The sequence below is a fragment of the Collinsella sp. wc0583 genome (assembly GCF_046116915.1).
Taxonomy (GTDB): Bacteria; Actinomycetota; Coriobacteriia; order Coriobacteriales; family Coriobacteriaceae; genus Collinsella.
Window position 1 is genome coordinate 113,586 of the sequence record NZ_JBJXBN010000007.1, and the last position, 25,416, is coordinate 139,001.

Sequence of the window (25,416 nt, forward strand, 5' to 3'; positions counted from 1 at the left end):
TGCGCCCGGTTCCCTTGCCGGGCGCACCTCCGTTGCGATTTCGAAAGGCTGGGTTCACGAGCCATGCCAAGTGCTCAGGAGCTACAACAGCAATTTGGTGAATATCGAGGCGCTATGCCCCGTCCATCGGATTTCGATCTCTTTTGGAAGGACCGCATGGCCGAGGCCGAGGCCGTCGAGCTCGACTACGCGATCGAGGCGGCTTCGGTTGCGGATTCCGCGACCTGTCGGTTTTTCGATCTCTGGTATACCGGCATGTGTGGTGCACGCCTGCATGCCAAGTACCTCAAGCCGGTCTCGGAGGAGCCCGTGCCGCTGGTGCTTCAGTTCCATGGATATCCGGGTGCGAGCCGCAGCTGGTTTGAGCAGGCGTCGTTTGCGGGCATGGGCATGGCGCTCATTGCTCTCGATTGTCCCGGCCAAGGAGGCCCCTCCGAGGACATTGGTGGATTTGAGGGCACGACGGTCGCGGGCCATATCGTTGCCGGTATCGACGGCGACCCGGCCAACCTCTATTATGTCCGCCTACATCAGGATATCCGCATTCTGTGCCGCATCGTTCGCGAGCTCGGGGGCATCGATCTTACCCGCGTGTATGTGAACGGCGCATCGCAGGGTGGCGGTTTGGGTATTGCGACCTGCGCGCTTAACAGCGAGCTTATCAATCGCGCGGCCATCCTCTATCCCTTCTTATCGGACTTCCGCCTGGTTTGGGATCTGGACGCCGACGATATTGCCTACGAGGGTCTGCGCTATTGGTCGCGTTGGTTTGACGAGGACTCGACTCGTATCGAGGAAGCCTATGCCAAACTGGCGTACTTCGATTCCAAGAACTTTGCCCCCATGGTCAAATGTCCCGTTCTGTTTGGCACGGGCACAGCCGATATCGTCTGTCCGCCGGCGACGCAGTTTGCGGTCTACAACAACCTGACCTGTGAAAAGCGTCATGAGTTCTTTGAAGGTTTTGGCCACGAGGAGATTCAGGACTTTGATGATCTGATCATTTCGTTTTTCTGCGAGGGAGGGGAGGCTCATGTCTAAGTGCGAGAGCAATGTTGACGAGCTGATAGTCCCCGGGCTCGTGGGAATTCCTGGAACGGTTTCGTCAAGGCTCGCAGAATATCGGGACTGGCACGGTGATGCCCAAGCAGATATTTCTGATTTAGAGGCATGCGCTTCGAATCTTGAGATTCAAGGCCTGGCCATTACGGCGATTGACTTTGTTAACCCCTGCGCCCGTTACTCGGAGGTTTCCTTTGAACTCGGTGACAATGCGGTCCACGCTCGTTTGATTGAGCCAGTTGGTCGTGCCCGAGTATCTGAGCGCGTGCCACTGTGCCTGATGTTTCACGACATCGATCGGCCTGTGCGTGGCTGGCATCACATGACGAGATTTGCCGCCATGGGGTATGCCGTTCTCGCGCTGGATGACGATGTTGCTGGTGCGGACGATCTGCAGCAGGGGATTACCTCGCCCGCTTTTGTCGAGCGCGTCCGTTGGGGCTGCGCGTTGGCGAAGGTCGCGCGCAATCTTGATGGCGTGGACCCCGACCGCATTTTTGCATGGGGCGAGGGTCTTGGCGGCGGAGTTGCGCTGGCGGTTTCTGCTCTGGACGAGCGGGGCCTTGCCTGCACGGCGCTTGCCAATCCGCTTCCCAGCGGTCTCGAGGCGCTGTCGTCTCGGGCGCGCGGATCGGCGCTCATAGGCACATCGCTTATGGATACCGTGAGCGACCCCAAGGGACAGTTTGCCGTATTCAACGGTCTTGAGTGTGACCGGAGGCATATCATCTATGCCAAATACGCTCACGAGCGCATCAATGCGTTCGAAAACGAAGTCGTCGACTTCTTTAACCAAACGTTCTACCCGTGTTCTTTGGCCTAGACGGCCTGGACACTGCCAACAAGAGTGGGTGGCATAGGGCCGCTCGCCAGACAACTAAGGAGATTCTTGTGGCAACTCAGAAATTCACCGGCGTTATCCCTCCCGTCGTTGTTCCCGATACCGAAGACCACCAGCTCGACGTTGCCTCCTTTGAGCGCAGCATCAACCGCATGATCGATGCCGGCGTCGATGGCCTGTTCTTCCTGGGCTCCTCGGGCGAGGTCGTCTTCTCCACCGACGAGCGCCGTCGCCAGATTGTCGCAGAGGCCGTCCGTATCGTCGACCACCGCGTTCCCGTTCTGGTCGGCATCATCGACACCGAGACCGAGCGCATGATCGAGCACGGCAAGGTCGCTCAGGAGCTGGGCGCCGATGCGCTCGTCGCCACCTGCCCGTTCTATGCCCTGCAGGGCATGACCGAGGTCGAGGAGCACTTCCGCATCCTTCACGAGGAACTCGACCTGCCCATCTTCGCCTACGACATCCCCGTGTGCGTCCACACCAAGCTCCCCTGGAAGCTCCTTGCTAAGCTCGGCGCCGAGGGCGTCCTGGCTGGCGTCAAGGATTCCTCGGGCGATGACATCTCGTTCCGCTACCTCATTCAGGAGAACGAGAAGAACGGCCATCCGATGAGCATCCTTACCGGCCATGAGGTCGTCGTCGACGGTGCCTATCTCGGTGGCGCCGACGGTTCCGTTCCGGGCCTCGCCAACGTTGAGCCCGAGGGCTACGTTCGTCAGTGGAAGGCCGCTCAGGCTGGTGACTGGGCTACCGTCAAGGCCGAGCAGGATCGCCTCAATGAGATTTCGCACATCTGGGATGTCACCTCGGGCGTCCAGGGCTATGCCGGTGGCGTCGGCGCCTTCAAGACCGCTATGAACCTCATGGGCATCTTCGACAGCCCGACCATGCCGCGCCCGGTGAAGGCCATGACCGGTGAGAACGTCGAGGCGATTCGCAAGGTCCTCCAGGACAACGGTCTCCTTTAAGGCTTTCCCAGGCACCCGACCTCGCCGTTCAACCGTGCGGCCATGACCCATTAGGCCAATGGCCGCACGGTTTCTCGGCGATCTCGGGCACCTGAAAAACCTTTACCGCGCTGTGACGGCTAGCCTGACGGCGCATTTCCTGTAGTTGTTTTGTCTCCGAAGGAGAACGACATGGAGAACAAGTACGTCTGCTCTGTCGATATCGGCGGAACTAAGATCGCGACTGCCATCATGGAGTACCCGGCTGACGGCGGTGTGCCCCATCCCGTTTTTGAGGCTGAGGTTCCCACCGAGGCCCAGGAGGGTGGCGAAGCGGTCTTCCAGCGCATCGAGGCGTCTATCATGGCAGCTCTTGAAGCAAATCCCGATGTCGAGGTCCTCGGAGTTGGCATCGGCGCTGCCGGTGTCGTCGACCCCAAGACGGGCGCCATCGCGTATGCCAATGAGATTATGCCCGGCTGGTCCGGCGTTCAGTTGGGGCCGCGTCTGCGCGAGGACCTCGGCCTTCCCGTTGCCGTTGTAGGCGACGTGCAGGCTCATGCTCTGGGCGAGGCCCACTGGGGCGTCGGCAAGGGCAAGTTCTCCGTCTTGTGTTTGGGCATCGGTACGGGCATCGGTGGCGCATATGTCGAGAACGGCCGCGTGATGCAGGGCTTCCATGGTGCTGCCGGCCATATGGGCCACATCGAGTGCTCGGCTGCCGCTGGCATTCCCTGCGCCTGCGGGCGTTCCGGCCATCTGGAGTCGGTTGCTTCCGGAACATCAATCGGGCGCATGTACGATGAGCGTTTTGGCCGCGTCGACCCCAGCCGTCCTTCGGTCGGCCGTGACGTGAACGACCTGTGCCGCGCAGGCGACACAAAGGCGACCGAGGTCATTCATGACGCCGGCTTTGCGCTGGGCGCCAGCCTGGGCTCGCTCGCTAACATCCTGGACCCTGAGGTCATCGTGCTTTCGGGCGGCGTGATTCACCAAGGTCCCGATTGGCGTTCACAGACGTGGAAGGACTCGGTGCACGAGGGCTATGCCAGCCAGGCGCTCGACCCGCTTCAGGACACGCCGATTCTCATCGGCTCTCTGGAGGGCGACGCGCCGCTCATCGGTGCTGCCGAACACCTTCTTGCGTCGTTGAAGTAAATATAACTACCAAGTGCGCCTTCTGAGGTGCCGCAGATTGACGTGAAAGAGGAGCGAAGCGTACTTCGGTACGCGAGCGACGGTTTGAACGTCAAGGTGCGGTGTCTCAGAAGGCTGTTTTGAGAAAGGTTGAGTCGAACATGACCGTCGATCCTTTGATCCAGTCCCTGAAGGGTAAGCTCGTCGTGAGCGTTCAGGCGTATATGGGCGAGCCGCTTCGTACACCCGAGACCATGGCTCAAATGTCCCGTGCTTGCGAGCTTGGCGGCGCCGCCGCCATTCGCTGCCAGGGCCTTGCCGACATTGCCGCCATTAAGGGCCGCTGTGAGGTTCCTGTTATCGGCCTGTGGAAGGATGGGCACGAGGGCGTTTACATCACGCCGACGCTGCGTCACGCTCGCGCCTGCGTTGCTGCCGGTGCCGATATCGTGGCGATCGACGCCACCGATCGTCCGCGCCCCGATGGTAAGACGGTCGAGGATACTTTCCGCCCGCTGCATGAGGAGGGTGTGCTCCTGATGGCGGATTGTGCCACCATCGAGGACATTCGCCGTGCGGTTGATATGGGCTTCGACCTGGTATCCACCACACTCTCTCACGGTGTCGCCGCCATCGACTGCACCATGGCCGATGGCCCCGACCTGCCGCTCCTGCGTCAGGCGACCGAGGAATTTCCCGGCCTTCCCATCATTTGCGAGGGTCGCGTGCATACGCCCGAGGAGGCTCGCGCTGCAATCGACGCCGGCGCGTGGGCCGTTGTCGTCGGCACCGCTATCACGCACCCCACGAGTATTACAAGTTGGTTCAAGGCTGCGCTTGAGGCGTAAGACGGGCCTTGTATCCGCTTGGGGCGGTATACTCAATAAAGGCAATTGATCGCGCGGGATCCGCTGGCCGGGTCCCGCGCTTATTTTAGGAGGCACACATGCAAAAGGGAGATGCCATGGATGCGGCGGAGCGCTCGGAGCGTATCCCCGATATCGTCATCATCACCGGAATGTCCGGCTCGGGCCGAACGCAAGCCATGCATGTGTTTGAGGACATGGGCTATTTTTGTATCGACAACCTGCCCCCACGCCTGATTGCCCAGCTTGCTGAGCTCGTTGGCATCAATACGGGCGTGGGCAGGCACCTTGCCGTTACCTGCGACCTGCGTAGCCAGGGCTTGTTCGATGAACTGCTCGATGCTGTTGCCGCACTGGAAGAGCGCGAGATGAGCTGCGACATTGTGTTTCTCGAGGCGTCTGACGAGGTGCTGATTCGCCGGTATAGCGAAAACCGTCGTCGCCATCCCATTGCAAAGCCGGGGGAGACCACGGCCGACGCTATTCAGCGTGAACGTCTGCAGCTGCAGGGCGTTCGCGATCGAGCGGATATGATTATCGACACGAGCCGCTTGCGCACTTCTGCCTTGCGCAACAAGCTGCGCATGGCTTTTTCCGAGCTGTCCGACCAGCAGCTTATGGATGTCCACGTGTTCTCGTTTGGCTTTAAGCATGGCATGCCCGTCGAGGCGGATATCATGATCGATGTTCGCTTCTTGCCCAATCCTTTCTACGATCCCGAGATGCGCACCATGACCGGTCTCGATAAGAAGGTCTCCGATTTTGTCTTGGACCACCCCAAGACCCAGGAGTTCTGGAAGGCCTGGACCCAGCTGCTCGATACGGTCATGCCGGGTTATATCGCAGAGGGCAAGCCGCAGCTTTCCATTGCTATCGGCTGCACAGGCGGACAGCACCGTAGCGTCGCCATTGCTGAGGCCACGGCCCGCTACCTGGAGGGTGCTCAGTATCATGTGAGCATCTCCCACCGTGACCTGTCGCGTGCCAACACGAAGGCATAGGTTTACATGTCGTTTACCGCTGAGGTGCGTGACGAGCTTGCGCGCTGCGAACCAGAATGCGAATACTGCGATTTGTCGACGCTTGCTGCGCTAACGCGTGTGAGCGGCACGCTTTCGCTGGCGGGCTCGGGACGGTACCGCTTGACGGTCGCGACCGAGACGGGTGCTGTGGCGCGCACGATGATTGCGCTGACGCATCGTATCCTTAAGCTCAAGACCGAATTCACGGTTCGTAAGTCGGTTCTGCACAAGGTACGAAACTATCTCATCACCTTGCCCGATCAGCCCGATTTGGATAAGGCTCTGGTGCTGCTGGGCATTCTCGACCGTAGGGGAGGGCTCGTCGCGGGTGTGCCGCGCCACATCGTCGCCCGTCCTTGCTGCAGGCTCGCCTATATTCGCGGTGCGCTGATTGCCGGAGGCTTTGTTGCCGACCCGCGTGGCGATTTTCATTTGGAGATCGCGGTTCAGGGCGAGGAGTATGCAAAGGGACTTTGCGACCTTCTGGAGCAGATTGGAGTTCACGCCCGCGTCAATGCGCGTCGCGGCTCGTATGCCGTGTACATCAAGAGTGCCGAGGAGATTAAACGTCTGTTACAGCTGATTGGCGCCAAGCGCAGCGTTGCCGAGATTGAAGAGGCCCGCGCGGTTAAGCTGGTGAAGAACGACGTGAATCGTCGCGTGAACGCAGAGCTTGCCAACCAGACCAGAAGTGCCGGTGCCGCCCAACATCAGCTTGCGCTCATCGATGAGCTTGATCGGCGCGGTTTGCGCGAAACGCTGCCGGACGCTCTGGCAGTTTTTTGTGACTTACGCGAGCGTTACCCCGATCTCTCACTGCGAGATTTGGGGGAAATGGCCGACCCTCCTTTGTCGAAGTCGGCCTTGTATCACCGTGTTTTGCGCCTTGAAAAGCTCATTGAAGCAAGCGGGTAGTTTAACGCAATAGCTTTTATGGTGGTTTAACTGCTGTTTTATACGTTAAAGCGTTTTAACGCAAATTTGATTTTCAATTTCGAGCATTCTCGTGAAATTCAAGCCAAAAAAAAGGTATATTAGGCGAGTGGTTAGTTTGTGGGCCTCAACGGCAGGCGCTGTAGCTTGCGGGGGCCTTACGAAAGGAGACACAATGGCAGTAAAGGTTGCTATTAACGGCTTCGGTCGCATCGGTCGTCTGGCCTTCCGTCAGATGTTCGGTCATGAGGGCTCCGAGATCGTCGCTATCAACGACCTCACCTCTCCCGATATGCTCGCTTACCTGTTGAAGTACGACTCCACGCAGGGCAACTATGCTCGCGATCACGAGGTCGTCGCTGGCGAGGATTCCATCACCGTTGACGGCAAGGAGATCAAGATCTACAAGGAGGCCGACGCCAACAACCTGCCTTGGGGCGACCTCGACGTCGACGTCGTTCTCGAGTGCACCGGCTTCTACACCAGCAAGGCTAAGGCTCAGGCCCACATCAACGCTGGCGCCAAGAAGGTCGTCATCTCCGCTCCGGCCGGCAGCGATCTGCCCACCATCGTGTACAACGTCAACCATGAGACGCTGACCGCTGAGGACAACATCATCTCCGCTGCTTCCTGCACCACCAACTGCCTCGCCCCGATGGCCAAGGGCCTGAACGACTTCGCTCCCATCGTCTCCGGCATCATGACCACCATCCACGCCTTCACCGGCGACCAGATGCCGCTCGACGGCCCGCAGCGCAAGGGCAACTTCCGTCGCTCCCGCGCCTGCTCCGAGAACATCGTCCCGAACACCACGGGCGCTGCCAAGGCCATCGGCCTGGTTCTCCCCGAGCTCAACGGCAAGCTCATCGGTGCCGCCCAGCGCGTCCCGACGCCGACCGGCTCGCTGACCAACCTCTACGCCGTCGTTGACAAGAAGGTCACCGTCGACGAGGTCAACGCTGCCATGAAGGCCTACGCCGAGACCATCCCCGATACCTTCGCTTACAACGAGGACCAGATCGTCTCCCGCGACATCGTCGGCGAGACCCACGGCTCCATCTTCGACGCCACCCAGACCATGTGCTCTGATCTCGGCAACGGCCAGACCCTCGTTCAGGTCACCTCTTGGTACGACAACGAGAACTCCTACACCTCTCAGATGGTCCGCACCATCAAGTACTTCGAGAAGTTCGTTGCTTAATTTAGCTTTTAGCGAATAGCTCGTTGAGCGTCTAAAGAAGGGCGCGGCCTTTAAGGGCTTATGCTCTGGGGTCGCGTCCTTTTTTATTGGAAACCGTGCGCACATACGTGCACACATGTACGAAAGGTAGAAGCAAACATGGCCTTTACCAAGAAGACCGTCCGCGACATCGATGTCGACGGCAAGCGCGTTCTCGTTCGCGTTGACTTCAATGTGCCTATCAAGGACGGCGTCGTGGGCGATACCACCCGCATCAAGGCTGCCCTTCCCACCATCAAGTATCTCGTCGAGCACAACGCTCGCGTCATCCTCATGAGCCACCTTGGCCGTCCTGCCGGCACTGGTTTCGAGCCCGAGCTTTCGCTCAAGCCGGTTGCCGCCAAGCTCGCCGAGCTTTCCGGTCTCGACGTCAGCTTCGTCCAGGACACCTACGGCGAGGAGGCCGCCAAGGCCGTCGAGGCTGTCGAGCCGGGCAAGGTCCTCGTTCTCGAGAACGTCCGTTTCGATAAGCGCGAGAAGAAGAACGATCCCGAGATCGCCAAGAAGCTCGCTTCCTACGGCGACATCTTCGTTCTCGACGCCTTCGGCACCGCTCACCGCGCACAGGGTTCCGTCGTGGGCCCGGCCGCCTATCTCCCCGCTGTCGCAGGCTTCCTACTTGAGAAGGAGGTCGACACGCTGACCAGCATCTTCGCTGATCCTGAGCGTCCTTTCGTCGCCATCGTCGGCGGTTCCAAGGTTTCCTCCAAAATCGGTGTCCTCGATCATCTGATCGATTCCGCCGACACCCTGATCATCGGTGGCGGCATGGCCTACACCTTCTTCCTGGCCAAGGGCTACAAGACCGTCGGTACCTCCCTCAAAGAGGAGGACTGGGTCGAGCGCGCTGCAGAGATGCTCAAGAAGGCTGAGGACAAGGGCGTCAAGATCCTGCTCCCGATCGATAACCTCGTTGCCGACCACTTCGGCGAGGACGCTACGGGCGAGGTCGTCGCTTCCGACGCCATCCCCGAGGATCGCATGGGCATGGACATCGGCCCCAAGACCGAGGCCCTTTACGCCGAGGCCATCAAGGGCGCCAAGACCGTCTTCTGGAACGGCCCCATGGGCGTTTTCGAGTTCGATAACTTCGCGCACGGCACCAAGGCCGTTGCCGAGGCTGTTGCCGAGCTCAAGGCCAACGGCGGCACCTCCATCATCGGCGGTGGCGACTCCGTCGCAGCCGTCAACAAGTTCGATCTTGCCGACAAGATGAGCTGGATCTCCACCGGTGGCGGCGCTTCCATGGAGCTCGTCGAGGGCAAGGCTCTCCCCGGAGTGGAGGCGCTTCTCGATGCCTAATCGCACTAAACTCATCGCCGGCAACTGGAAAATGAACAACGACGTTGCCGCTGCCGCTAAGCTCGCTGACGAGCTCGCCGAGGCTCTGCCCGAAGTTCCCGAGGGCGTTGAGGTCCTCGTCTGCCCGCCGACCATCGACATCACCACCGTTCACGCCCGCATGCAGGCTGCCCCCATCGCTCTCGGTGCACAGAACGTGTACTGGGAGGCAAAGGGTGCCTACACCGGCGAGTCCTCCTGCGATATGCTCAAGTCCGCTGGCTGCACTTACTGCATCATCGGTCACTCCGAGCGTCGTGGATATTTCCACGAGACCGACGAGGATATGAACAAGAAGGCCAAGGCCCTCGTTGCCGCTGGCATCGTTCCCGTCTTCTGCTGCGGTGAGCCCGAGGAGGTTCGCGAGGCCGGCACCTATGTCGACTTCGTCTGCAACCAGGTCAAGGCAGGTCTCGAGGGTCTCGAGATCACTTGCTCCAAGCAGGTCGTCGTCGCCTACGAGCCCATCTGGGCTATCGGCACCGGCAAGACCGCTACCGCCGAGGACGCTCAGGAGGTCTGCGGCGCTATCCGTGAGACCCTCAAGGAGATGTTCGGCGAGGAGCTCGCTAACGGCATCCGCGTTCTCTATGGTGGCTCTGCCAAGCCCGGCAACATCGCCGAGCTCGTCGCCAAGCCCGACGTCGACGGCGCCCTCGTGGGCGGCGCTTCGCTCAAGGCTGCCGACTTCGCCTCTATGGTCGTCAAGGCAGGCGAGTAGGACATATGGCACAACGTCATCTTCCTGCACTCCTGATCATCATGGACGGCTGTGGCCTGGCTCCGGCCGATGGCGAGAACGCCGTCGCCGCTGCTAAGACGCCCTTCCTTGATAGCCTGTACGAGAAGTATCCTCACACCACGCTCGGTGCTTCGGGCGAGGACGTGGGCCTTCCCGACGGTCAGATGGGCAACTCCGAGGTGGGTCACCTCAACATCGGTGCCGGTCGCATCGTGTTCCAGGAGCTTTCGCGCATCAACAATGCCATCAAGGACGGCTCCATCGCCAAGAACGAGGTTTTCGTCAAGGCTATGGACGATGTCAAGGCCGAGGGTAAGACCCTTCACCTTATGGGCCTTATGAGTCCTGGCGGTGTTCATTCTCACATGAACCACGTCGAGGCTCTGGTCAAGATGGCTGCCGAGCACGGTGTCAAGACCGTTCGCGTCCACGCCTTTATGGACGGCCGCGACGTCGACCCGCAGTCCGGTGCCGGTTACATGAGTGAGTTCTGCGCCTTCCTGGCCAAGATCTCTGAGGAGACCGGTTGCGACGCTCGCGTTGCTACCGTCTCGGGCCGTTATTGGGCCATGGACCGCGACAACCGTTGGGAGCGTATCCAGCGCGCCTACGATGTCATGGTCAATGCGTCCGATGCCGATACCGACCCCGTTGCCGGTATCAAGGCCTACTACGAGAAGGATCCGCGCGGCGATGAGTTCGTCGAGCCCTTTGCTGCCCACAATGAGGGCATCCACGAGGGCGACGCGGCCATCTTCTTCAACTTCCGTCCCGACCGTGCCCGTCAGATGACTCGTGCGTTCACGGACAAGGAGTTCGACGGCTTTGAGCGCGAGCAGATCAAGCTCTCGCACTTTGTGACGATGACCGAGTACGATCCGACGTTTGACGTCGAGGTTGCCTTCGCCAAGACGTTCCCCGAGAACGTCCTGGCCGACGTCATCGCAGACAATGGCCTGAAGCAGCTGCACACCGCCGAGACCGAGAAGTACGCTCACGTGACGTTCTTCCTCAACGGTGGCATCGAGGAGCCCAAGGAGGGCGAGGAGCGCGTGCTCGTCGCTTCCCCCAAGGTCGCTACCTACGATCTGCAACCTGAGATGAGCGCTCCTGAGGTTACCGAGAAGCTTGTCGCCGCCATCAACGAGGATCGCGCTGATTTCTACATCGTGAACTTCGCAAACTGCGACATGGTTGGCCATACCGGCGTGTTCGACGCTGCCGTTAAGGCTGTCGAGGCCGTTGACGATGCCCTGTCCAAGGTTGTCCCGGCGATTCTCGCCAAGGGCGGCTTTGCGCTGATCACCGCCGACCACGGCAACGCCGATCACATGTTTGACGTCGCTTCCGACGGTTCCAAGCATCCGTTCACGGCTCACACCACCAACCGCGTGCCGTTCATCATCGTTGATGAGAAGGCACAGCTTACCGGTATCGAGGACGGCCGTCTCTCCGATATCGCTCCGACTATGCTCACCATGGCTGGTATTGAACCTTCCGCCGAGATGACGGGTCGCGTACTCGCCACCGAGGCCTAATAGAAAACAAATACCGTTTTCTAGTAAGGGGGTTGTCCACAACCGGACAACCCTCTTTTTTGCGCTATTTCTACCTCGTCACCAAATGGCTGATGGGGGAGTGCTGGGGGTTGTGGTACAGTACTGGAGTTTGAATTGTTCTATTAAGGAGCTTATCTATGGGTCCGTTTCAGATTCTTCTGTTTGTCGTTTGGGCTGTCTCTGCCGTGGCGCTGACGATTCTCGTCCTGATGCACTCTGGTAAGGGCACCGGCGTTTCGGATATGATCGCTAGCTCGCTGTATAACTCCAGCTCTGCCACGGGCGTCATGGAGCAGAACCTCGATCGCCTGACGGTAATTATGGCCGTCGTTTTTGCCGTGTGTGTCGTCCTGTGCATGTTCTTCTTCCCGCAGGGTATCGTCGGCTACTAAGCACGAGCCACATAAATACTTGAAAAGGGTTCCGCAAGTGCGGGACCCTTTTTGTTTACATATTTGTAACAGAGCCAAAATATCCCCACATACTTCGCCCAACTAAAGAAATTCTCGACCGTTGACCGGAATTAGCCCCAAATCGTGCATAAAATGCGCTACTGTATTGCGAAACGTTGGTTCGTTGTGCATAACCAGCCATAGCAACGGGCGGCGTTTTGATGGTTCGGATCGGATTGTCTCGACATGTGTCCGACTGAACATTTCTTTGTCCTATCTCATAAGGAGGATGGCATGGCTGATTCTATGTTCCACCAGCCCGTTATGGGTCGTCGCGCCTTTGTCGGCGGTACCCTTGCTGCGAGCTCCATGGCTTTTCTTGCCGCATGCGGCAAGAAGGGCGGCGACGCTTCCGGTTCTGAGTCCGGTTCGAAGCTGAACTTCTACATCAACAACCCGGTCTGCATCGACCCCTACAATGTCCAGGAGGACCAGGGCACTCAGGTCGAGTACCAGCTCTTTGATGCTCTGACCTCTTACGACGCCGAGAAGGGCGAGATCGTTCCGCTGGCTTGCGAGTCCTTTGAGTCCAACGACGACGCCACCGAGTTTACCTTCAAGATCAAGAAGGCCAAGTTCCACAACGGTGACGACGTTACCTCCAAGTCCTTCAAGCTCGGTTGGGAGCGTCTGGTCAACACCAAGTCGGCTGTCGCTACCGAGTACGGCCCTTCCGAGGTCTCCTATCACCTCTCCATGGTCGAGGGCTATGACGATCTGCTTGCCGGTAACGCTACCGAGCTCAGCGGTGTTACCTGCCCCGACGATGAGACCCTCGTCGTCAAGCTGGCTTCCGCTTACGCCGACTTCCCCTTCGTCGCCTCTCACCCGGCTCTGGCCCCGGTTCCCGAGTGCGCCGAGTCCGATGTCAAGAGCTTCTACCTTGCCCCGGTCGGTAACGGCCCGTTCATGATGGACGGCAAGTGGGAGGATGGCCAGGAGATCAACGTCAAGAAGTTCGACGATTACTATGGCGACAAGGCCAAGATCGATGGCATCCACTTCCAGGTCATCAAGGACATGGAGACCGCTTACAAGGAGTTCCAGGCGGGTAACCTCGATGTCTGCGACGTTCCCGTCGCTCAGATTGATGCCGCCAAGAAGGATCGCGGCGTGTCCAAGGACGGCTACACCATGGGAGACGGCGAGCGCATGCTGCTCGGCGCCGAGCCTTCCACGTACTATCTGACCTGCAACACCACGGCCGAGCCGTTCAACAACGCCGACCTGCGTAGGGGTATCTCCCTGGCCATCAACCGTGAGGCCATCTGCAAGACCATCTTCAAGGGTACCCGTACCCCTGCCGACGGCATTGTTCCTCCGGGCATCGATGGCTACAAGGAGGGCGCATGGGAGTTCTGCGCCTACGATGTCGACAAGGCTAACGAGTACCTCGACAAGGTTGCTCCCGCTGGCGCTAACGGCGATCGTGGCATTAGCGTGACCCTTTCCTACAACCAGGACGGCGGTCACAAGGAGATCATGGAGTCCATCATCGGCGACCTCGCCAAGGTTGGTGTTACCGCTGTCTCCGATACCCCCGAGTGGTCTGCCCTGCTCGAGCAGTATCAGAACTTTAACTATCAGTTCGGTCGTCTGGGTTGGATTGCCGACTACCCGATCATGGACAACTTCCTGTATCCGCTGTTCCACTCCGACTCCCTCGGTGGCGACAACCGCTCTGGTTACAGCAACCCCGAGTTCGACGCCAAGGTCGACGAGGCTCGTACTATTGTTGACGATGAGGAGCGCGTCGCCAAGATGCAGGAGGCCGACGCAATGGTCGCTGCCGACTGCCCGGTCATCCCGATTATGTTCTACACGCACACTGTCGCCGGCTCCGATCGCATCAAGCACCTCTATGTCGATCCGCAGAAGCACGCCGATCTGGGTACCGCTGAGCTCGCCTAAGAGTTTGCAGCTTCCGTGAGGGTCAAGTATTTACGTAGACCTCATGGGAAACATACAGTTCTCCCTAACCTGGGGTAAACTGGCTGATGGTAATTTTGGGATGCCGGTCTGGCGATCGGCATCCCATTTAGGTTAATCCCTAGATAGGGGAGTGGTATGGGTAAGTACATCGTTAAACGTGTGCTTCAGTTCATCCCGGTGTTTTTGGGCGTTACGCTGATTCTGTTCGCCCTCCAGAATATCGTGCCGGGAGATCCGATCAAGCTGATCGGTGGAGACAAGGCTCTGTCCCCCGAGGTGGAGCTTCAGCTTCGCGTTCGCTATCACCTGGTCCAGACGGACGAGGACGGCAACGCGATCCTTGACGAGAACGGCGACCCCGTTCAAACGTCGCTCGTGGACCGTTACTTGTATTACATGAACGGCCTGCTTCATGGCGATCTGGGCAATTCGTATCAGCGCAAGCTGCCGGTTACGGAAATCTTTGCCCAGAAGTATCCGTATACGGTCAAACTTGCCGCGTGCGCCATCGTGCTCGAGGCAATTATGGGTATCGGTGCGGGTATCATTTCGGCGGTAAAGCGTTATTCCTTCTGGGATATTTTGGTAACGCTCACCACGTCGATCCTCGTTGCGGTCCCGGCCTTCTGGCTCGGTATGTTGCTGCAGCTGTTCTTTGGCGTCATCCTCAAGGACGCCACGGGCGGTGCAATCTCCATGCCGATCTCGGGTGCCGGCGGTTCCAGCTCTCAGTATCAGGATTGGATGCACTATGTGCTTCCGACCATTACGCTGGCTTCGGTTTCGACCGCTTATGCTGCGCGCATTATGCGCTCGCAGCTGCTTGACGTCATGAACCAGGATTACATCCGTACGGCAAAGGCCAAGGGTCTCTCCAATCGTGCGATCATCGTCAAGCATGCGCTTAAGAATGCACTCATCCCCGTCGTTACCTATATTGGTGTCGACTTTGGCGGCATGCTTTCGGGCGCCATCCTGACCGAGACGGTCTTCAACTGGCCCGGTATCGGCTATGAGGTCTATCGCGCCATTAGCATGCGTGACTGGCCCATCGTTATGGGCGGCGTTACGCTCATCGTTGTCGTCGTCATGGTGATCAACCTGCTCGTCGACATTAGCTATGCATTCCTCGACCCGCGCATCCGCCTTGGCGGTCCGTCGGATAAGGCCTAAGGGAGGTACGTCTCATGCAGGAAACTGATTCTCAGTCTCAGGAGCAGGCTACCGCCACCAAGGTCGCATCTGCTCCCGCCAAGTCCCGCACGCTGTGGGGCGACGCTTTTAAGCGTCTTCGTAAGAACAAGCTCGCCGTTATCGGTGTCTGCTGGATCATCATCGTCGTTGTGGTTGCCCTGACCGCAGATCTGTGGGCTAAGCCCTGGCTCGGTTCGCCGACGGCTTCCGATTCGACCACCATGGCCGAGACATCGCTACTGGCTCCGTGTGCCGAGCACCCGTTTGGCACCGATGCCCTCGGTCGCGACATTCTCGTCCGCGTTATCTACGGTGCACGCGTTTCGCTTTCTGTCGGTATCATGGCCACCGCCATCTCCACATTGATCGGTCTGGTCATGGGCGCCCTGGCCGGTTTCTACGGCGGCATTTGGGATACGATCATCATGCGCTGTGCGGACATCTTCCTGGCGTTCCCGTACGTGCTGTTCGTTGTCGCCATGATCGCCGTTATCGGCCGTGGTCTTCAGAACGTCTTTATCGCCATCGGCATTCTTGGCTGGCCTTCGATTGCGCGCGTCTTCCGCTCTGCAATCTTGACGGTCAAGGAAAACGACTATGTTGATGCAGCGCGCGCGATGGGTGCATCTGATGCTCGTATCGTCGTGCGTCACATCTTCCCGAACTCCGTCGCCTCCATCGTGGTCTACGCGACCATGAACATTGGTGGCGCCATTCTGACCGAGTCCGCTCTGTCCTTCCTCGGCATGGGCGTTATTCCGCCTACGCCTTCGTGGGGCTCCATGATTCAGGACGGTCAGCAGTATCTTCTGACCGCTCCCTGGATGATGATCATGCCCGGTCTGGCAATTCTCTCGACGGTGCTCGCCTTCACCCTGCTGGGTGACGGTCTGCGCGACGCCCTCGACGTCAAGATGAAGGACGCATAAGGATGAAGAAGAACAAGAACTATGTGGACCTGAAGGACCAGCCGGTTCCTGAGGGCCAGCATCTGCTCGAGGTCGATGACCTTAAGATGTATTTCCACACCGAGGATGGCGTTGTTCGCGCTGTCGACGGTGTCTCCTACACGCTCGATCGCGGCGAGACCCTGGGCGTCGTCGGTGAGTCCGGCTCCGGTAAGTCCGTGACCGCCATGACCATCATGGGCCTCATCTCGATGCCTCCGGGAAAGATCGAGGGCGGTGACGTTCGCTATCGCGGCCGCTCCATCCTCGAAATGACCGAGGAAGAGATGCAGCACATTCGCGGCAACGATATCGCGATGATCTTCCAGGATCCTATGACCTCCTTGAACCCGGTCTATAAGATCGGCAGGCAGGTGGGCGAGGGTCTTCGTCTGCACCGTGGCTACTCCAAGCAGGAGGCGCTCAAGCGTGCCACCGAGCTTTTGGACCTCGTGGGTATCCCCGAGCCCGAGAAGCGCGTCAATGAGTATCCGCACCAGTTCTCTGGCGGTATGCGTCAGCGAGTCATGATTGCCATGGCCCTTGCCTGCGATCCCGATATTCTGATTGCCGACGAGCCCACGACTGCCCTGGACGTTACCATCCAGGCTCAGATTATCGAGCTCATGCAGGAGATGCAGGAGAAGAACGGCAACGCCATCATCATGATTACCCATGACCTGGGTGTTGTCGCCGATATGGCCGATAAGATCATGGTTATGTACGCCGGCCGCCCCGTTGAGTTCGGTACTGCTGAGGAAATCTTCTACGAGAGCCGCCACCCCTACACCTGGGGTCTTATCCGCTCCATCCCGGAGCAGGCAATCGAAGAGAAGAAGCCGCTGACGCCGATTCACGGCAACCCGCCTTCGCTCATGAACCTGCCTGAGGGCTGCGTCTTCTCTCCTCGTTGCCCCTACGCGACGGACAAGTGCCGCAAGCAGCGCCCTGAGCGCGTTGTCACCGAGTCCGGTCACTATTCTGCGTGCCACTATTCCAGTGACCCCGAGTTCCTCAAGAACGCTCCTGAGACGTCCCGTACGCGCAAGGATTCCAAGAAGGGAGGCGAGGCGTAAATGGCAGACAATAACGAGCGCACTCCACTGCTGAAGGTCGAGCACCTCTCCAAGGAGTTTCCCGCAGAGTCCGGCATGTTCGCCAAGCGTTTTTCCAAGCGCGTCGTCTCTGCTGTAAACGACATCTCTTTTGAGATTTATCCTGGCGAGACCTTTGGTCTGGTTGGCGAGTCTGGTTGCGGTAAATCCACCACGGGCCGCACTATCATGCGTCTGACCAAGCCGACCGCCGGCAAGGTGTTCTTCCAGGGCAAAGATGTTGCCGAGATGAGCAAGCATGAGATCAAGGACATGCGTCGTGAGATGCAGTTTATCTTCCAGGATCCTTATGCTTCGCTCAACCCTCGTATGACCATCGGTGAGATTGTCTCCGAGCCCATGACCATTCACGGCGTGGGCACCAAGGAGGAGCGCATTGAGCGCGTCCGTGAGCTTCTCGACGTCGTTGGACTGAACCCCGAGCACATCAACCGCTATCCGCATGAGTTCTCGGGCGGCCAGCGTCAGCGTGTCGGTATTGCCCGCGCTTTTGCGCTGAAGCCCAAGCTGATTATCTGTGACGAGCCGGTATCCGCTCTGGATGTGTCCATTCAGGCCCAGGTTCTGAACCTGCTCAAGGAACTGCAGGACAAGTTCGGTACCGCGTATCTGTTTATCGCACACGACCTGTCCGTCGTACAGCACATCTCCGATCGCGTTGCCGTTATGTATCTGGGTAAGATGGTCGAGGTTTCGGACTGGAAGACGCTCTATAGCGAGCCTCACCATCCGTACACGCAGTCGCTGCTGTCTGCCGTGCCGGTTCCCGATCCGGATATCCAGAAGACCCGTAAGCGCATCATCCTTGCCGGTGATCCGCCGTCACCGCTGGATCCGCCGACCGGTTGCCGTTTCCACACGCGCTGCCCGATCGCGCAGGGCATCTGTTCCGAGAAGCTTCCTGAGTTTAAGGAAGTTGCCCCGGGCCACTGCTGCGCCTGTCACTTCGCGGAGCCGTTCCCGATCAAGGAATCGCACATCGACCTGTAGTTGTTTGTTCTCGTCCGGGCCCGCCCTGTTGTTACTTTTCAGAACGTCCTCGGACATGCAAGAAACCCCCGCTGCGCACTTCGTGCGGCGGGGGTTTCTTGCGTCCTGCGGAGTGTTCTGAAAAGTAACACCAGGGCGGGCCCTACGTTAACTCGGCAGGGGGAGTGCGATTCCCTGATCGCTCGCTTAATCTGATAGGGAATTGTGTGAGGCCGGAGCCTTGGCTCCGGCCTCCCCATATAAGGGCTCGGCAAAGCAGAGCCACTAAATTTGCATCAGCCCTCAAAACATGTTTGAGAACGGTGCCTGGAGTACGTGCCCCTAGGGCAGGAATGAGGTTGCTTTCCAACGCATTCCGCAGGGGGCGGTATTATTTTGTAGCGCGAAGCGCGGATCAAAATAATGCCGCATGCCCGAGGACGCGTTGGAAAGCAACCTCATTCCTGCCCGAACAGGTCAGTCTACCTGCGCATTTACAAATTCGTAAACTTTTTTCAAAAAAGTGCTTGCGCAGTTCTCGAAACATAGGTTATTATCTTCCTCGTTGAACGCGCGGGTCCAACAAAACGAACCGCGAATCAACAACATAGCATGTCGGAGTGGCGGAATTGGCAGACGCGCTAGCTTGAGGTGCTAGTGACCGCTTTTTGGTCATGCGGGTTCAAGTCCCGCCTCCGACACCATCGCATTTGAGAAGCCTCTTCGGAGGCTTTTTTGTTACCGATAGACGGTGAGGTTCACGATGGAAACGCTTGAGCGCAACGAGTGGGCGGACGTTGCCCAACTGGTCGAGATCACGAGCGATGCTGTCATCATTTGTGAGCTCGACGGAACCATTCTGCATGTGAATAACCGCTTGCTCGACTTGATGTGCGAGGAGCGTTCCGATGTGATCAACGGGGACGTTAAAGACCTCTTGTACTCATCAGCATTTGAACGCGCGTCAGAGCATCGTCTTCCTTTTGAGACCAATGGAACCGAGAGCGAGTTGATGCTCAAGCTGAGTGACGGCTCCTTTATTCCCGTCTTGGTTTGTGCCGGCTCGGTTACACCGCCTCGTATTTTTGGGCGTCGCGCGCCGCGTGTTCTGGTGGCGCTTCATAGCATCGAAGAGCAGTACTCGCACGACCGCCAGCTCAAGCGTGCGCTTTCGGAGCTTAGAGTGGCGAATAAGCGTCTCTCGGGTACATTGTCGGTCATTATGAGCACGGTGGGCTCCGATGAGCTGCCCAGTTTGTTAGATATCGTTTTGAACCAGCTTGTAGGAACGCTCGATGCTTCGGGTGCCGCTATCTATTTTTCTGAGAGCGGCGGTTTTAAGCTTCGCGGTGTCTCCAAGGAGCTGCACAACAGCTACCTGCCCGAGTTTTTGCCGTATGGCGCTGGCATTCCGACGTATGTTCTTCGCGAGTCGCGTGCCTGTCGCTTATCGATTCAACAGGACCTTGAGGGCGATAGGGCCGCCTCCGGTATGTTCATGGACCTGGACAATCGTTCTAAGCACCTGTTGCGCGTGCAGGATATGCCTCCGTACCGCAGCGAGATCTGTCTTCCCGTTTTTTACGGTACGCAGATCCTTGGCGTGCTGGAAGTTGGTTGGAAGCGCCCTCAGGCACCGCTTGCCTATGACGTTAATGTACTCGAGGTCATTTGCGATTACCTGTCTATCCAGCTGGTCGGCATGGCATCGAGCCTTCGTTCTCGTCGCACGGCCGAGCTTGGCCGCTCGCTCAATGTCTTACGTGATGAGTTGTTTACCTTTCTAGACGACTCCGCCGCGGCTACCCAGGCGGTATCGTCCGAGATTTGCAATATGCTCAACTGCCATTTTTGCCCTGTTGAGTATGATGCCAGTCTGGACTCCTACGTCATAGATTTTGAAGGCGGCAGTCGCGTTGCTTTGCCGGACGATCCCGAGAAGCTTTTCTTTTCCACGACGGCGCCAGCGGCACGTCTGGGGGCTGGCCCCGCTGGCTTTGAGGCATCTGTTTTGGGCGGTACGAGTGCTGAGGACCTTAAACATGTCCGTATAACTCGCGTTGACGAATCGATGCCTATGGGAGGCTGGCTTAGGGCGCATGGTCTGCCTTGCCAGGGTCTCTACGTCGACACTGGCATCGAGGCGGGGCGCCCGCGCTCTGAGGGTGATGGCAGGCACAGCAACGACGCGATCGTTCCTGCTTCTGTTGCGAAGGGCCCGACGACGCGCGCGCTGCTGCTTCGTGACGGTAGTCAAGAGCCAATTGATGACCTTGAATATGACTACTTGGTGCACTTGGCGCATGACTTTGAACTGATCTACGAAGGCGAATCTCAAAAGCGCGAGGAGCGCCATATCGCTCAGACCCTCCAGATTGGCATGAGAAATTCGCTTGGTGACGTTCCGGGTATCGCGACCGATTCGGTATACCTTTCGGCAACGAATTCGGCGTTGGTTGGCGGCGACTTCTATACTCTTGTCCGTCTTCCCGACGATTGCGCCGTTATGATTTTGGGCGATGTATCCGGCAAAGGAATCGAGGCGGCGTCGATGTCAGCGCTCGTCAAGACGGCGCTGACGGCCTATGCCTGGGAGGGTGCTGGGCCCGCCCGTATGGCCCGCTCGCTCAATAGCATGCTCATGGGCTTTTCGAGGGTCGAGACGTTCGTGACGGCGTTTATCGCCAAGATTGATCTTAAAGCGGGTCGCGCTACCTACTGCTCTGCGGGACATCCTCCCACTATGGTCATTAGACCGTCGTCGACGCCGCTTGGCGGCGGAGAAACCCGAGGGGGAGAAGTGGAGCTCCTTGGGTGCCAATCGGGCGTGATCGGTGCCTTTGAGAGCATGGTGTACGAGACAGGCGTGTTTACGTTCGCTCCTGGTGACATGCTATTCATGTATACCGACGGAGCAATCGAAGCACGTGATCGCTCGGGTGCTTTCTTTGGCGAGCAGCGCCTTCGTGACCTTTTGCTCTCTGTCTCGGGTGAGGGTGTATCGGGAATCTGCGGTAAGGTCTTGGGAGAGCTTGACCGCTTTACCGAGTCGGCGCTGGACGATGACATTGCGCTGGTTTCCCTTGAGTTTTTACGGGGTCGATCGTAGACCGCGATACTTGACGGGCAAAATCTGCGCAGCTGCAGATATGTATGCATCGAGCGAGCTCTTTTGGGGAACCATGGTCGTATGAATGAGTGGAATGACATAGCGGTTTTGACGCCACCGGGTGATGTCGACATCGCCTCGGTGTCCGTGCTGCGTCCACGGTTGGATAATCTGATCGACCGGGGCGTGCGTCGCGTTGTCATCAATTGCCAGGCCGTGGGCTTTATCGACTCGACGGGTTTGGCGTTTTTGCTTACACGTGCCAGAGAGCTCATGAGGCGAGAGGGCCTGCTTTCGCTCGTTAACGCCTCCGATGAGGTCATTCGCTTTTTGGAGATTGCCCGACTTGTCGACATCCTTCATGTTGCGGGTCCGGCGCGTGAGTCGATTCCCGCTATTCCGGTGGGAGAGTTGCCACGATGGAGCAAGAGCGTCGAGGTCCGACAGGGTATCGAGAATCTTCCATACTATCGACATCGCATCGCCGAACTCCTTGAATCGCTTCCGTTGCGCCGCGACGAGCGCTACGATGTCGCGTTGGCGTCGGGGGAGGCGCTGGGTAATGCCTATGACCATGCGGGCGGTATCGGGTGCGTCCTGACGGTTCAGGCCTATGGCGATCGCGTCGTGGTTGAGGTGCTTGATCGGGGTGCCGGCTATTCTATCGATGGAGCGAGCGAACCGGTCGCATCTGAGGAACGCGGCCGTGGTATCAAGCTTATGCGTATGCTTGTCGATAACGTGGAGGTTGCTCGTCGCACAGACGGCACCGGCACGCGCGTGCAGATGGTGAAGCTATTTAGCGGAGCACTGGAATCGCGTGCCTAGCCAATCGCTTTAGCGCGTTTAGCCATCAAGAACACGCGGCCGGCAACTTTTTTGAAAAAAGTACTTGCGTCTTTTGGATAACTCGCGTAAATTAATAACCCGCAAGCGGACATGGCTCAGTTGGTAGAGCACAACCTTGCCAAGGTTGGGGTCGCGGGTTCGAGCCCCGTTGTCCGCTCCATTGCATTTCCGGACCGTTTAGGCGGTCCTTTTTCGGCGAAGTGGCCAAGTGGTAAGGCAGAGGCCTGCAAAGCCTTTACCCCCGGTTCGAATCCGGGCTTCGCCTCCAGGCAACATCCGGGCGCTCCGGCGCCCGTTTTGTTTTACATATGCGGACATGGCTCAGTTGGTAGAGCACAACCTTGCCAAGGTTGGGGTCGCGGGTTCGAGCCCCGTTGTCCGCTCCAACTATCTTACGCGGTTCTAACGAACCGCGTTTTTTGTTGACGCTGCGCGAGCCCCGGGCACCCCATCTTGCCCCCTCAATCGTCGGTCGCGTACATAAAGTACGCTTCCCTCCTCTTTCGCGGCAACCTGGGGCACCCGGAGCCCGCTCGCTGTTGTGGCCGGGGGAGTGAGTCTTCCGTTCTTTTCACTAATCGATCGATTCGTCCCAGGAGGCTCGAGCCCGAGAGGGAGCGAGCGTTTTGGGGTGTGGCTGTGGCGTTGTTTGCCTCGAATGACAGCTTTGGGCGTATCATCGTGGGCATCTCGCAAAACCTCGTTGCAAGGGAGGCTCACCCCATGGCTGCAGAAAAGTCCTCTTCGCGCTCATGGATGTCCGATGCCGCGATCTATCAGATCTACCCGCGTTCGTTTAAGGATTCGACCGGTTCGGGTCTGGGCGATATCGCGGGCATTACCCAGCAGATGGACTATCTTGAGCGGCTGGGCATCGAGGCCATCTGGCTGAGCCCGTTTTACCCTTCGCCTCTTGTCGATGGCGGCTATGATGTGGCGGACTACTGCGATGTCGACCCACGTCTCGGCTCGCTTGACGACTTCGATGACATGATCGCTGCGGCTCACGCGCGCGGCATCAAGGTCATCGTCGATATCGTGCCCAACCATTCATCCAACCAGCACCCCTGGTTCAAAGCCGCTCTTGCCGCCGGCCCCGGATCGCCCGAGCGCGCCCGTTATATCTTCCGCGATGGTCGCGGCGAGCATGGCGAGCTGCCTCCCACCAATTGGAATGCCAACTTTGGCGGCCCCGCCTGGACGCGTGTTGCGGACGGTCAATGGTATCTGCACATGTTTACGCCCGAGCAGCCGGACTTTGACTGGTCATGCCCCGAGGTTCACGCGTTCTTTTGCGACGTCCTGGCGTTTTGGAGCGATCGAGGCGTCGATGGCTTTCGCATCGATGTGGCGCACGGTCTCGCCAAGGATCTCGACCGCGATGACCTCGACCGGTGGCATCTCGCCGAGGGCGATGACATGGTTGACGACGGCGCCCATCCGCTGTGGGACCGCAACGAGGTCCACGAGATCTATCGCGAGTGGCGCCGCGTGTTCGACCGCTATAATCCGCCGCGCAGCGCCGTTGCCGAGGCGTGGGTGCTGCCTGAGCGCCAGTATCTCTATGCGCGTCCCAGCGAGCTTGGCCAGACATTCAACTTTGAGTTTGCCAAGGCCACTTGGACCTATGATGACATGCACGCTGCAATCGAGGAGGGCTTGAAGGCAGCTATCGAATCCGATTCCGCCTCGACCTGGGTACTCTCCAACCACGACGTGCCGCGCGTGGCGACGCGCTATGCCCTGCCGCAAATCAAGGCGACGCGCTACCACCAGATTGCGCTCGACTGGCTCTTACGCGACGGGTCGTCTTATGACGAGGACCGTGAACTCGGCGAGCGCCGCGCGCGGGCGGCTCTTTTGCTTGAACTGGCGCTTCCGGGCTCGGCATACGTGTATCAGGGTGAGGAGCTCGGTCTTTTTGAGGTGGCTGATATCCCGTGGACTGCACTCGAAGATCCCAGTGCAACCAATACGCGCGGACCGAAGCGCGAGAAGGGGCGCGACGGCTGTCGTGTGCCCCTGCCGTGGGTAGCGGCGGACGATCCCGCGCAGGGCGGATCGTTTGGGTTTTCGCCGGCGGACGCTGATGCGGCGCCCCATCTGCCGCAGCCTGCATGGTTTTCCGATTATGCTGCCGATAGGGAAGAAACGGACCCGACATCGATGCTTGCGCTCTATCGTGACGCCCTCTGGCTGCGGCGCAAGCTGCGCGGGTGCGCCAACGATCTTGCGTGGCTCGATCTTGACGGGCGCACCGGTCTTGCGGATGGTGCCGAGGGCGCTGAGGGCGGCGTCATCGCCTATCGCCGCGATAACGGCTGGGCGTGCGTGACGAACTTCGGTGCAGCACCCGTGGAGCTGCCGGCGGGCAGGGTCCTGCTCACCTCATCAGCGCTTGCAGACGGCAGACTCGCGCAGGACAGCTCTGCCTGGATCATGCTCGGTGAGATGTAAGGGCCTCTTGCGGCGAGTTTGCGTTTGCCTGCGCCTTCCGTGGTGGCTGATGTCTTCGCGAGGTTCGCGAGGGCGTCGCAAAACTTTTCAAAAAAAGTTCTTGCATAGGATGCGGGCATCACGTAAGATTAATCCTCGTAAGCGGACATGGCTCAGTTGGTAGAGCACAACCTTGCCAAGGTTGGGGTCGCGGGTTCGAGCCCCGTTGTCCGCTCCATTTGGGCGTTTAGCTCAGGGGGAGAGCGCTTCCCTGACACGGAAGAGGTCAGAAGTTCAAATCTTCTAACGCCCACCAAATGTTCGCAGCTCAGAGGCTATGTCCTCTGGGCTGTTTTGTTTTTTGCCACCAAGCACGCCGCCAAATAAGTCATCAAATATTGATCCAAGGTCCGTACGCGATGGTCTTCGCATCCCGTAGGGGTGCCGGCAGATTGCATGTGTCCTGGCCCATCATGACCGCAACATGTTGGTCAAGCATAATCTTTTGGATTCTTTTGGCGTGAGCGGCTTGGTTTTGGTGCTATTTGGCGGCGGCACGGTTGAGGGGGTTTCAAAACTGCTGTGCAGGTAGTTGGGTTGATAACGTTTTAGCAGCCTGCCAAGAGGTCTTCATTTATAATGCGTCTGCAAATTGACCAATTGCTTTGACCTGCTGAAACACTATATGTTGTGTTTGACCTAAAAAAAGAATACAGGATA

General features: G+C 58.6%; 20 protein-coding genes and 6 tRNA genes. All 26 read left to right on the forward strand.

What is annotated here, in order from left to right:
• Positions 1 to 63: 63 nt before the first annotated feature.
• Positions 64 to 1,041 (forward strand): acetylxylan esterase, encoded by a 978-nt coding sequence (locus tag ACKUUJ_RS07525; protein ID WP_409065197.1) that lies wholly within the window; start codon positions 64 to 66, stop codon positions 1,039 to 1,041.
• A complete protein-coding gene (locus ACKUUJ_RS07530; RefSeq protein WP_409065198.1) occupies positions 1,034 to 1,885 on the forward strand; it encodes an acetylxylan esterase in 852 nt (283 codons plus the stop codon). Before ACKUUJ_RS07525 ends, ACKUUJ_RS07530 begins: the two co-directional genes overlap by 8 nt.
• Positions 1,886 to 1,953: 68 nt before the next feature.
• On the forward strand, positions 1,954 to 2,874 hold the full coding sequence (locus tag ACKUUJ_RS07535; protein WP_196025586.1) for a dihydrodipicolinate synthase family protein: 921 nt from the start codon (positions 1,954 to 1,956) through the stop codon (positions 2,872 to 2,874).
• 171 nt (positions 2,875 to 3,045) lie between these two features.
• A complete protein-coding gene (locus ACKUUJ_RS07540; RefSeq protein ID WP_409065199.1) occupies positions 3,046 to 4,011 on the forward strand; it encodes an ROK family protein in 966 nt (321 codons plus the stop codon).
• A 140-nt stretch (positions 4,012 to 4,151) separates the two neighbouring features.
• Positions 4,152 to 4,838 carry an N-acetylmannosamine-6-phosphate 2-epimerase gene (locus ACKUUJ_RS07545; RefSeq protein WP_022094877.1) on the forward strand — a complete coding sequence of 229 codons (687 nt, stop codon included), beginning with the start codon at positions 4,152 to 4,154 and terminating at the stop codon, positions 4,836 to 4,838.
• A gap of 98 nt (positions 4,839 to 4,936) precedes the next feature.
• Positions 4,937 to 5,857, forward strand: a complete 921-nt coding sequence (gene rapZ / locus ACKUUJ_RS07550) for an RNase adapter RapZ (protein ID WP_022094878.1) — start codon at positions 4,937 to 4,939, stop codon at positions 5,855 to 5,857.
• A 6-nt stretch (positions 5,858 to 5,863) separates the two neighbouring features.
• Positions 5,864 to 6,793: a DNA-binding protein WhiA gene (gene whiA, locus ACKUUJ_RS07555; protein WP_006236152.1), complete on the forward strand. Its 930-nt coding sequence runs from the start codon at positions 5,864 to 5,866 to the stop codon at positions 6,791 to 6,793.
• A gap of 193 nt (positions 6,794 to 6,986) precedes the next feature.
• A complete protein-coding gene (gene gap, locus ACKUUJ_RS07560; RefSeq protein WP_006236151.1) occupies positions 6,987 to 8,012 on the forward strand; it encodes a type I glyceraldehyde-3-phosphate dehydrogenase in 1,026 nt (341 codons plus the stop codon).
• Between the two features lie 138 nt (positions 8,013 to 8,150).
• Complete coding sequence (locus ACKUUJ_RS07565; protein WP_346963933.1) at positions 8,151 to 9,353, forward strand: phosphoglycerate kinase; 1,203 nt, start codon at positions 8,151 to 8,153, stop codon at positions 9,351 to 9,353.
• Positions 9,346 to 10,113 (forward strand): triose-phosphate isomerase, encoded by a 768-nt coding sequence (gene tpiA / locus ACKUUJ_RS07570; RefSeq protein WP_409065200.1) that lies wholly within the window; start codon positions 9,346 to 9,348, stop codon positions 10,111 to 10,113. The genes ACKUUJ_RS07565 and tpiA overlap by 8 nt, the downstream gene beginning before the upstream one ends.
• Positions 10,114 to 10,118: 5 nt before the next feature.
• Positions 10,119 to 11,672 (forward strand): 2,3-bisphosphoglycerate-independent phosphoglycerate mutase, encoded by a 1,554-nt coding sequence (gene gpmI, locus ACKUUJ_RS07575; protein ID WP_409065201.1) that lies wholly within the window; start codon positions 10,119 to 10,121, stop codon positions 11,670 to 11,672.
• A gap of 158 nt (positions 11,673 to 11,830) precedes the next feature.
• On the forward strand, positions 11,831 to 12,085 hold the full coding sequence (gene secG, locus ACKUUJ_RS07580; protein WP_006236144.1) for a preprotein translocase subunit SecG: 255 nt from the start codon (positions 11,831 to 11,833) through the stop codon (positions 12,083 to 12,085).
• 294 nt (positions 12,086 to 12,379) lie between these two features.
• Entirely contained in the window at positions 12,380 to 14,056 is a 1,677-nt protein-coding gene (locus ACKUUJ_RS07585; RefSeq protein WP_409065202.1) for an ABC transporter substrate-binding protein, read from the forward strand.
• A gap of 156 nt (positions 14,057 to 14,212) precedes the next feature.
• Positions 14,213 to 15,250, forward strand: a complete 1,038-nt coding sequence (locus tag ACKUUJ_RS07590) for an ABC transporter permease (RefSeq protein ID WP_117746680.1) — start codon at positions 14,213 to 14,215, stop codon at positions 15,248 to 15,250.
• 14 nt (positions 15,251 to 15,264) lie between these two features.
• Entirely contained in the window at positions 15,265 to 16,200 is a 936-nt protein-coding gene (locus ACKUUJ_RS07595; RefSeq protein WP_006236141.1) for an ABC transporter permease, read from the forward strand.
• 2 nt (positions 16,201 to 16,202) lie between these two features.
• On the forward strand, positions 16,203 to 17,294 hold the full coding sequence (locus ACKUUJ_RS07600; protein ID WP_006236140.1) for an ABC transporter ATP-binding protein: 1,092 nt from the start codon (positions 16,203 to 16,205) through the stop codon (positions 17,292 to 17,294).
• Positions 17,295 to 18,323 carry an ABC transporter ATP-binding protein gene (locus ACKUUJ_RS07605; RefSeq protein WP_006236139.1) on the forward strand — a complete coding sequence of 343 codons (1,029 nt, stop codon included), beginning with the start codon at positions 17,295 to 17,297 and terminating at the stop codon, positions 18,321 to 18,323.
• A gap of 593 nt (positions 18,324 to 18,916) precedes the next feature.
• Positions 18,917 to 19,006: transfer RNA gene (locus tag ACKUUJ_RS07610), tRNA-Leu, on the forward strand.
• Between the two features lie 59 nt (positions 19,007 to 19,065).
• Positions 19,066 to 21,411, forward strand: coding sequence for a SpoIIE family protein phosphatase (locus ACKUUJ_RS07615; RefSeq protein ID WP_409065203.1), 2,346 nt, complete (start codon positions 19,066 to 19,068; stop codon positions 21,409 to 21,411).
• An 81-nt stretch (positions 21,412 to 21,492) separates the two neighbouring features.
• Positions 21,493 to 22,239, forward strand: coding sequence for an anti-sigma factor antagonist (locus ACKUUJ_RS07620; RefSeq protein ID WP_006234414.1), 747 nt, complete (start codon positions 21,493 to 21,495; stop codon positions 22,237 to 22,239).
• A gap of 105 nt (positions 22,240 to 22,344) precedes the next feature.
• Positions 22,345 to 22,420 (forward strand) — tRNA-Gly (locus ACKUUJ_RS07625).
• A 34-nt stretch (positions 22,421 to 22,454) separates the two neighbouring features.
• Positions 22,455 to 22,528 (forward strand) — tRNA-Cys (locus ACKUUJ_RS07630).
• A gap of 42 nt (positions 22,529 to 22,570) precedes the next feature.
• Positions 22,571 to 22,646: transfer RNA gene (locus tag ACKUUJ_RS07635), tRNA-Gly, on the forward strand.
• Between the two features lie 337 nt (positions 22,647 to 22,983).
• Positions 22,984 to 24,717 carry a glycoside hydrolase family 13 protein gene (locus ACKUUJ_RS07640; RefSeq protein WP_229107733.1) on the forward strand — a complete coding sequence of 578 codons (1,734 nt, stop codon included), beginning with the start codon at positions 22,984 to 22,986 and terminating at the stop codon, positions 24,715 to 24,717.
• Between the two features lie 141 nt (positions 24,718 to 24,858).
• A tRNA-Gly gene (locus ACKUUJ_RS07645) sits at positions 24,859 to 24,934 on the forward strand.
• A 3-nt stretch (positions 24,935 to 24,937) separates the two neighbouring features.
• A tRNA-Val gene (locus ACKUUJ_RS07650) sits at positions 24,938 to 25,012 on the forward strand.
• Positions 25,013 to 25,416 lie beyond the last annotated feature (404 nt).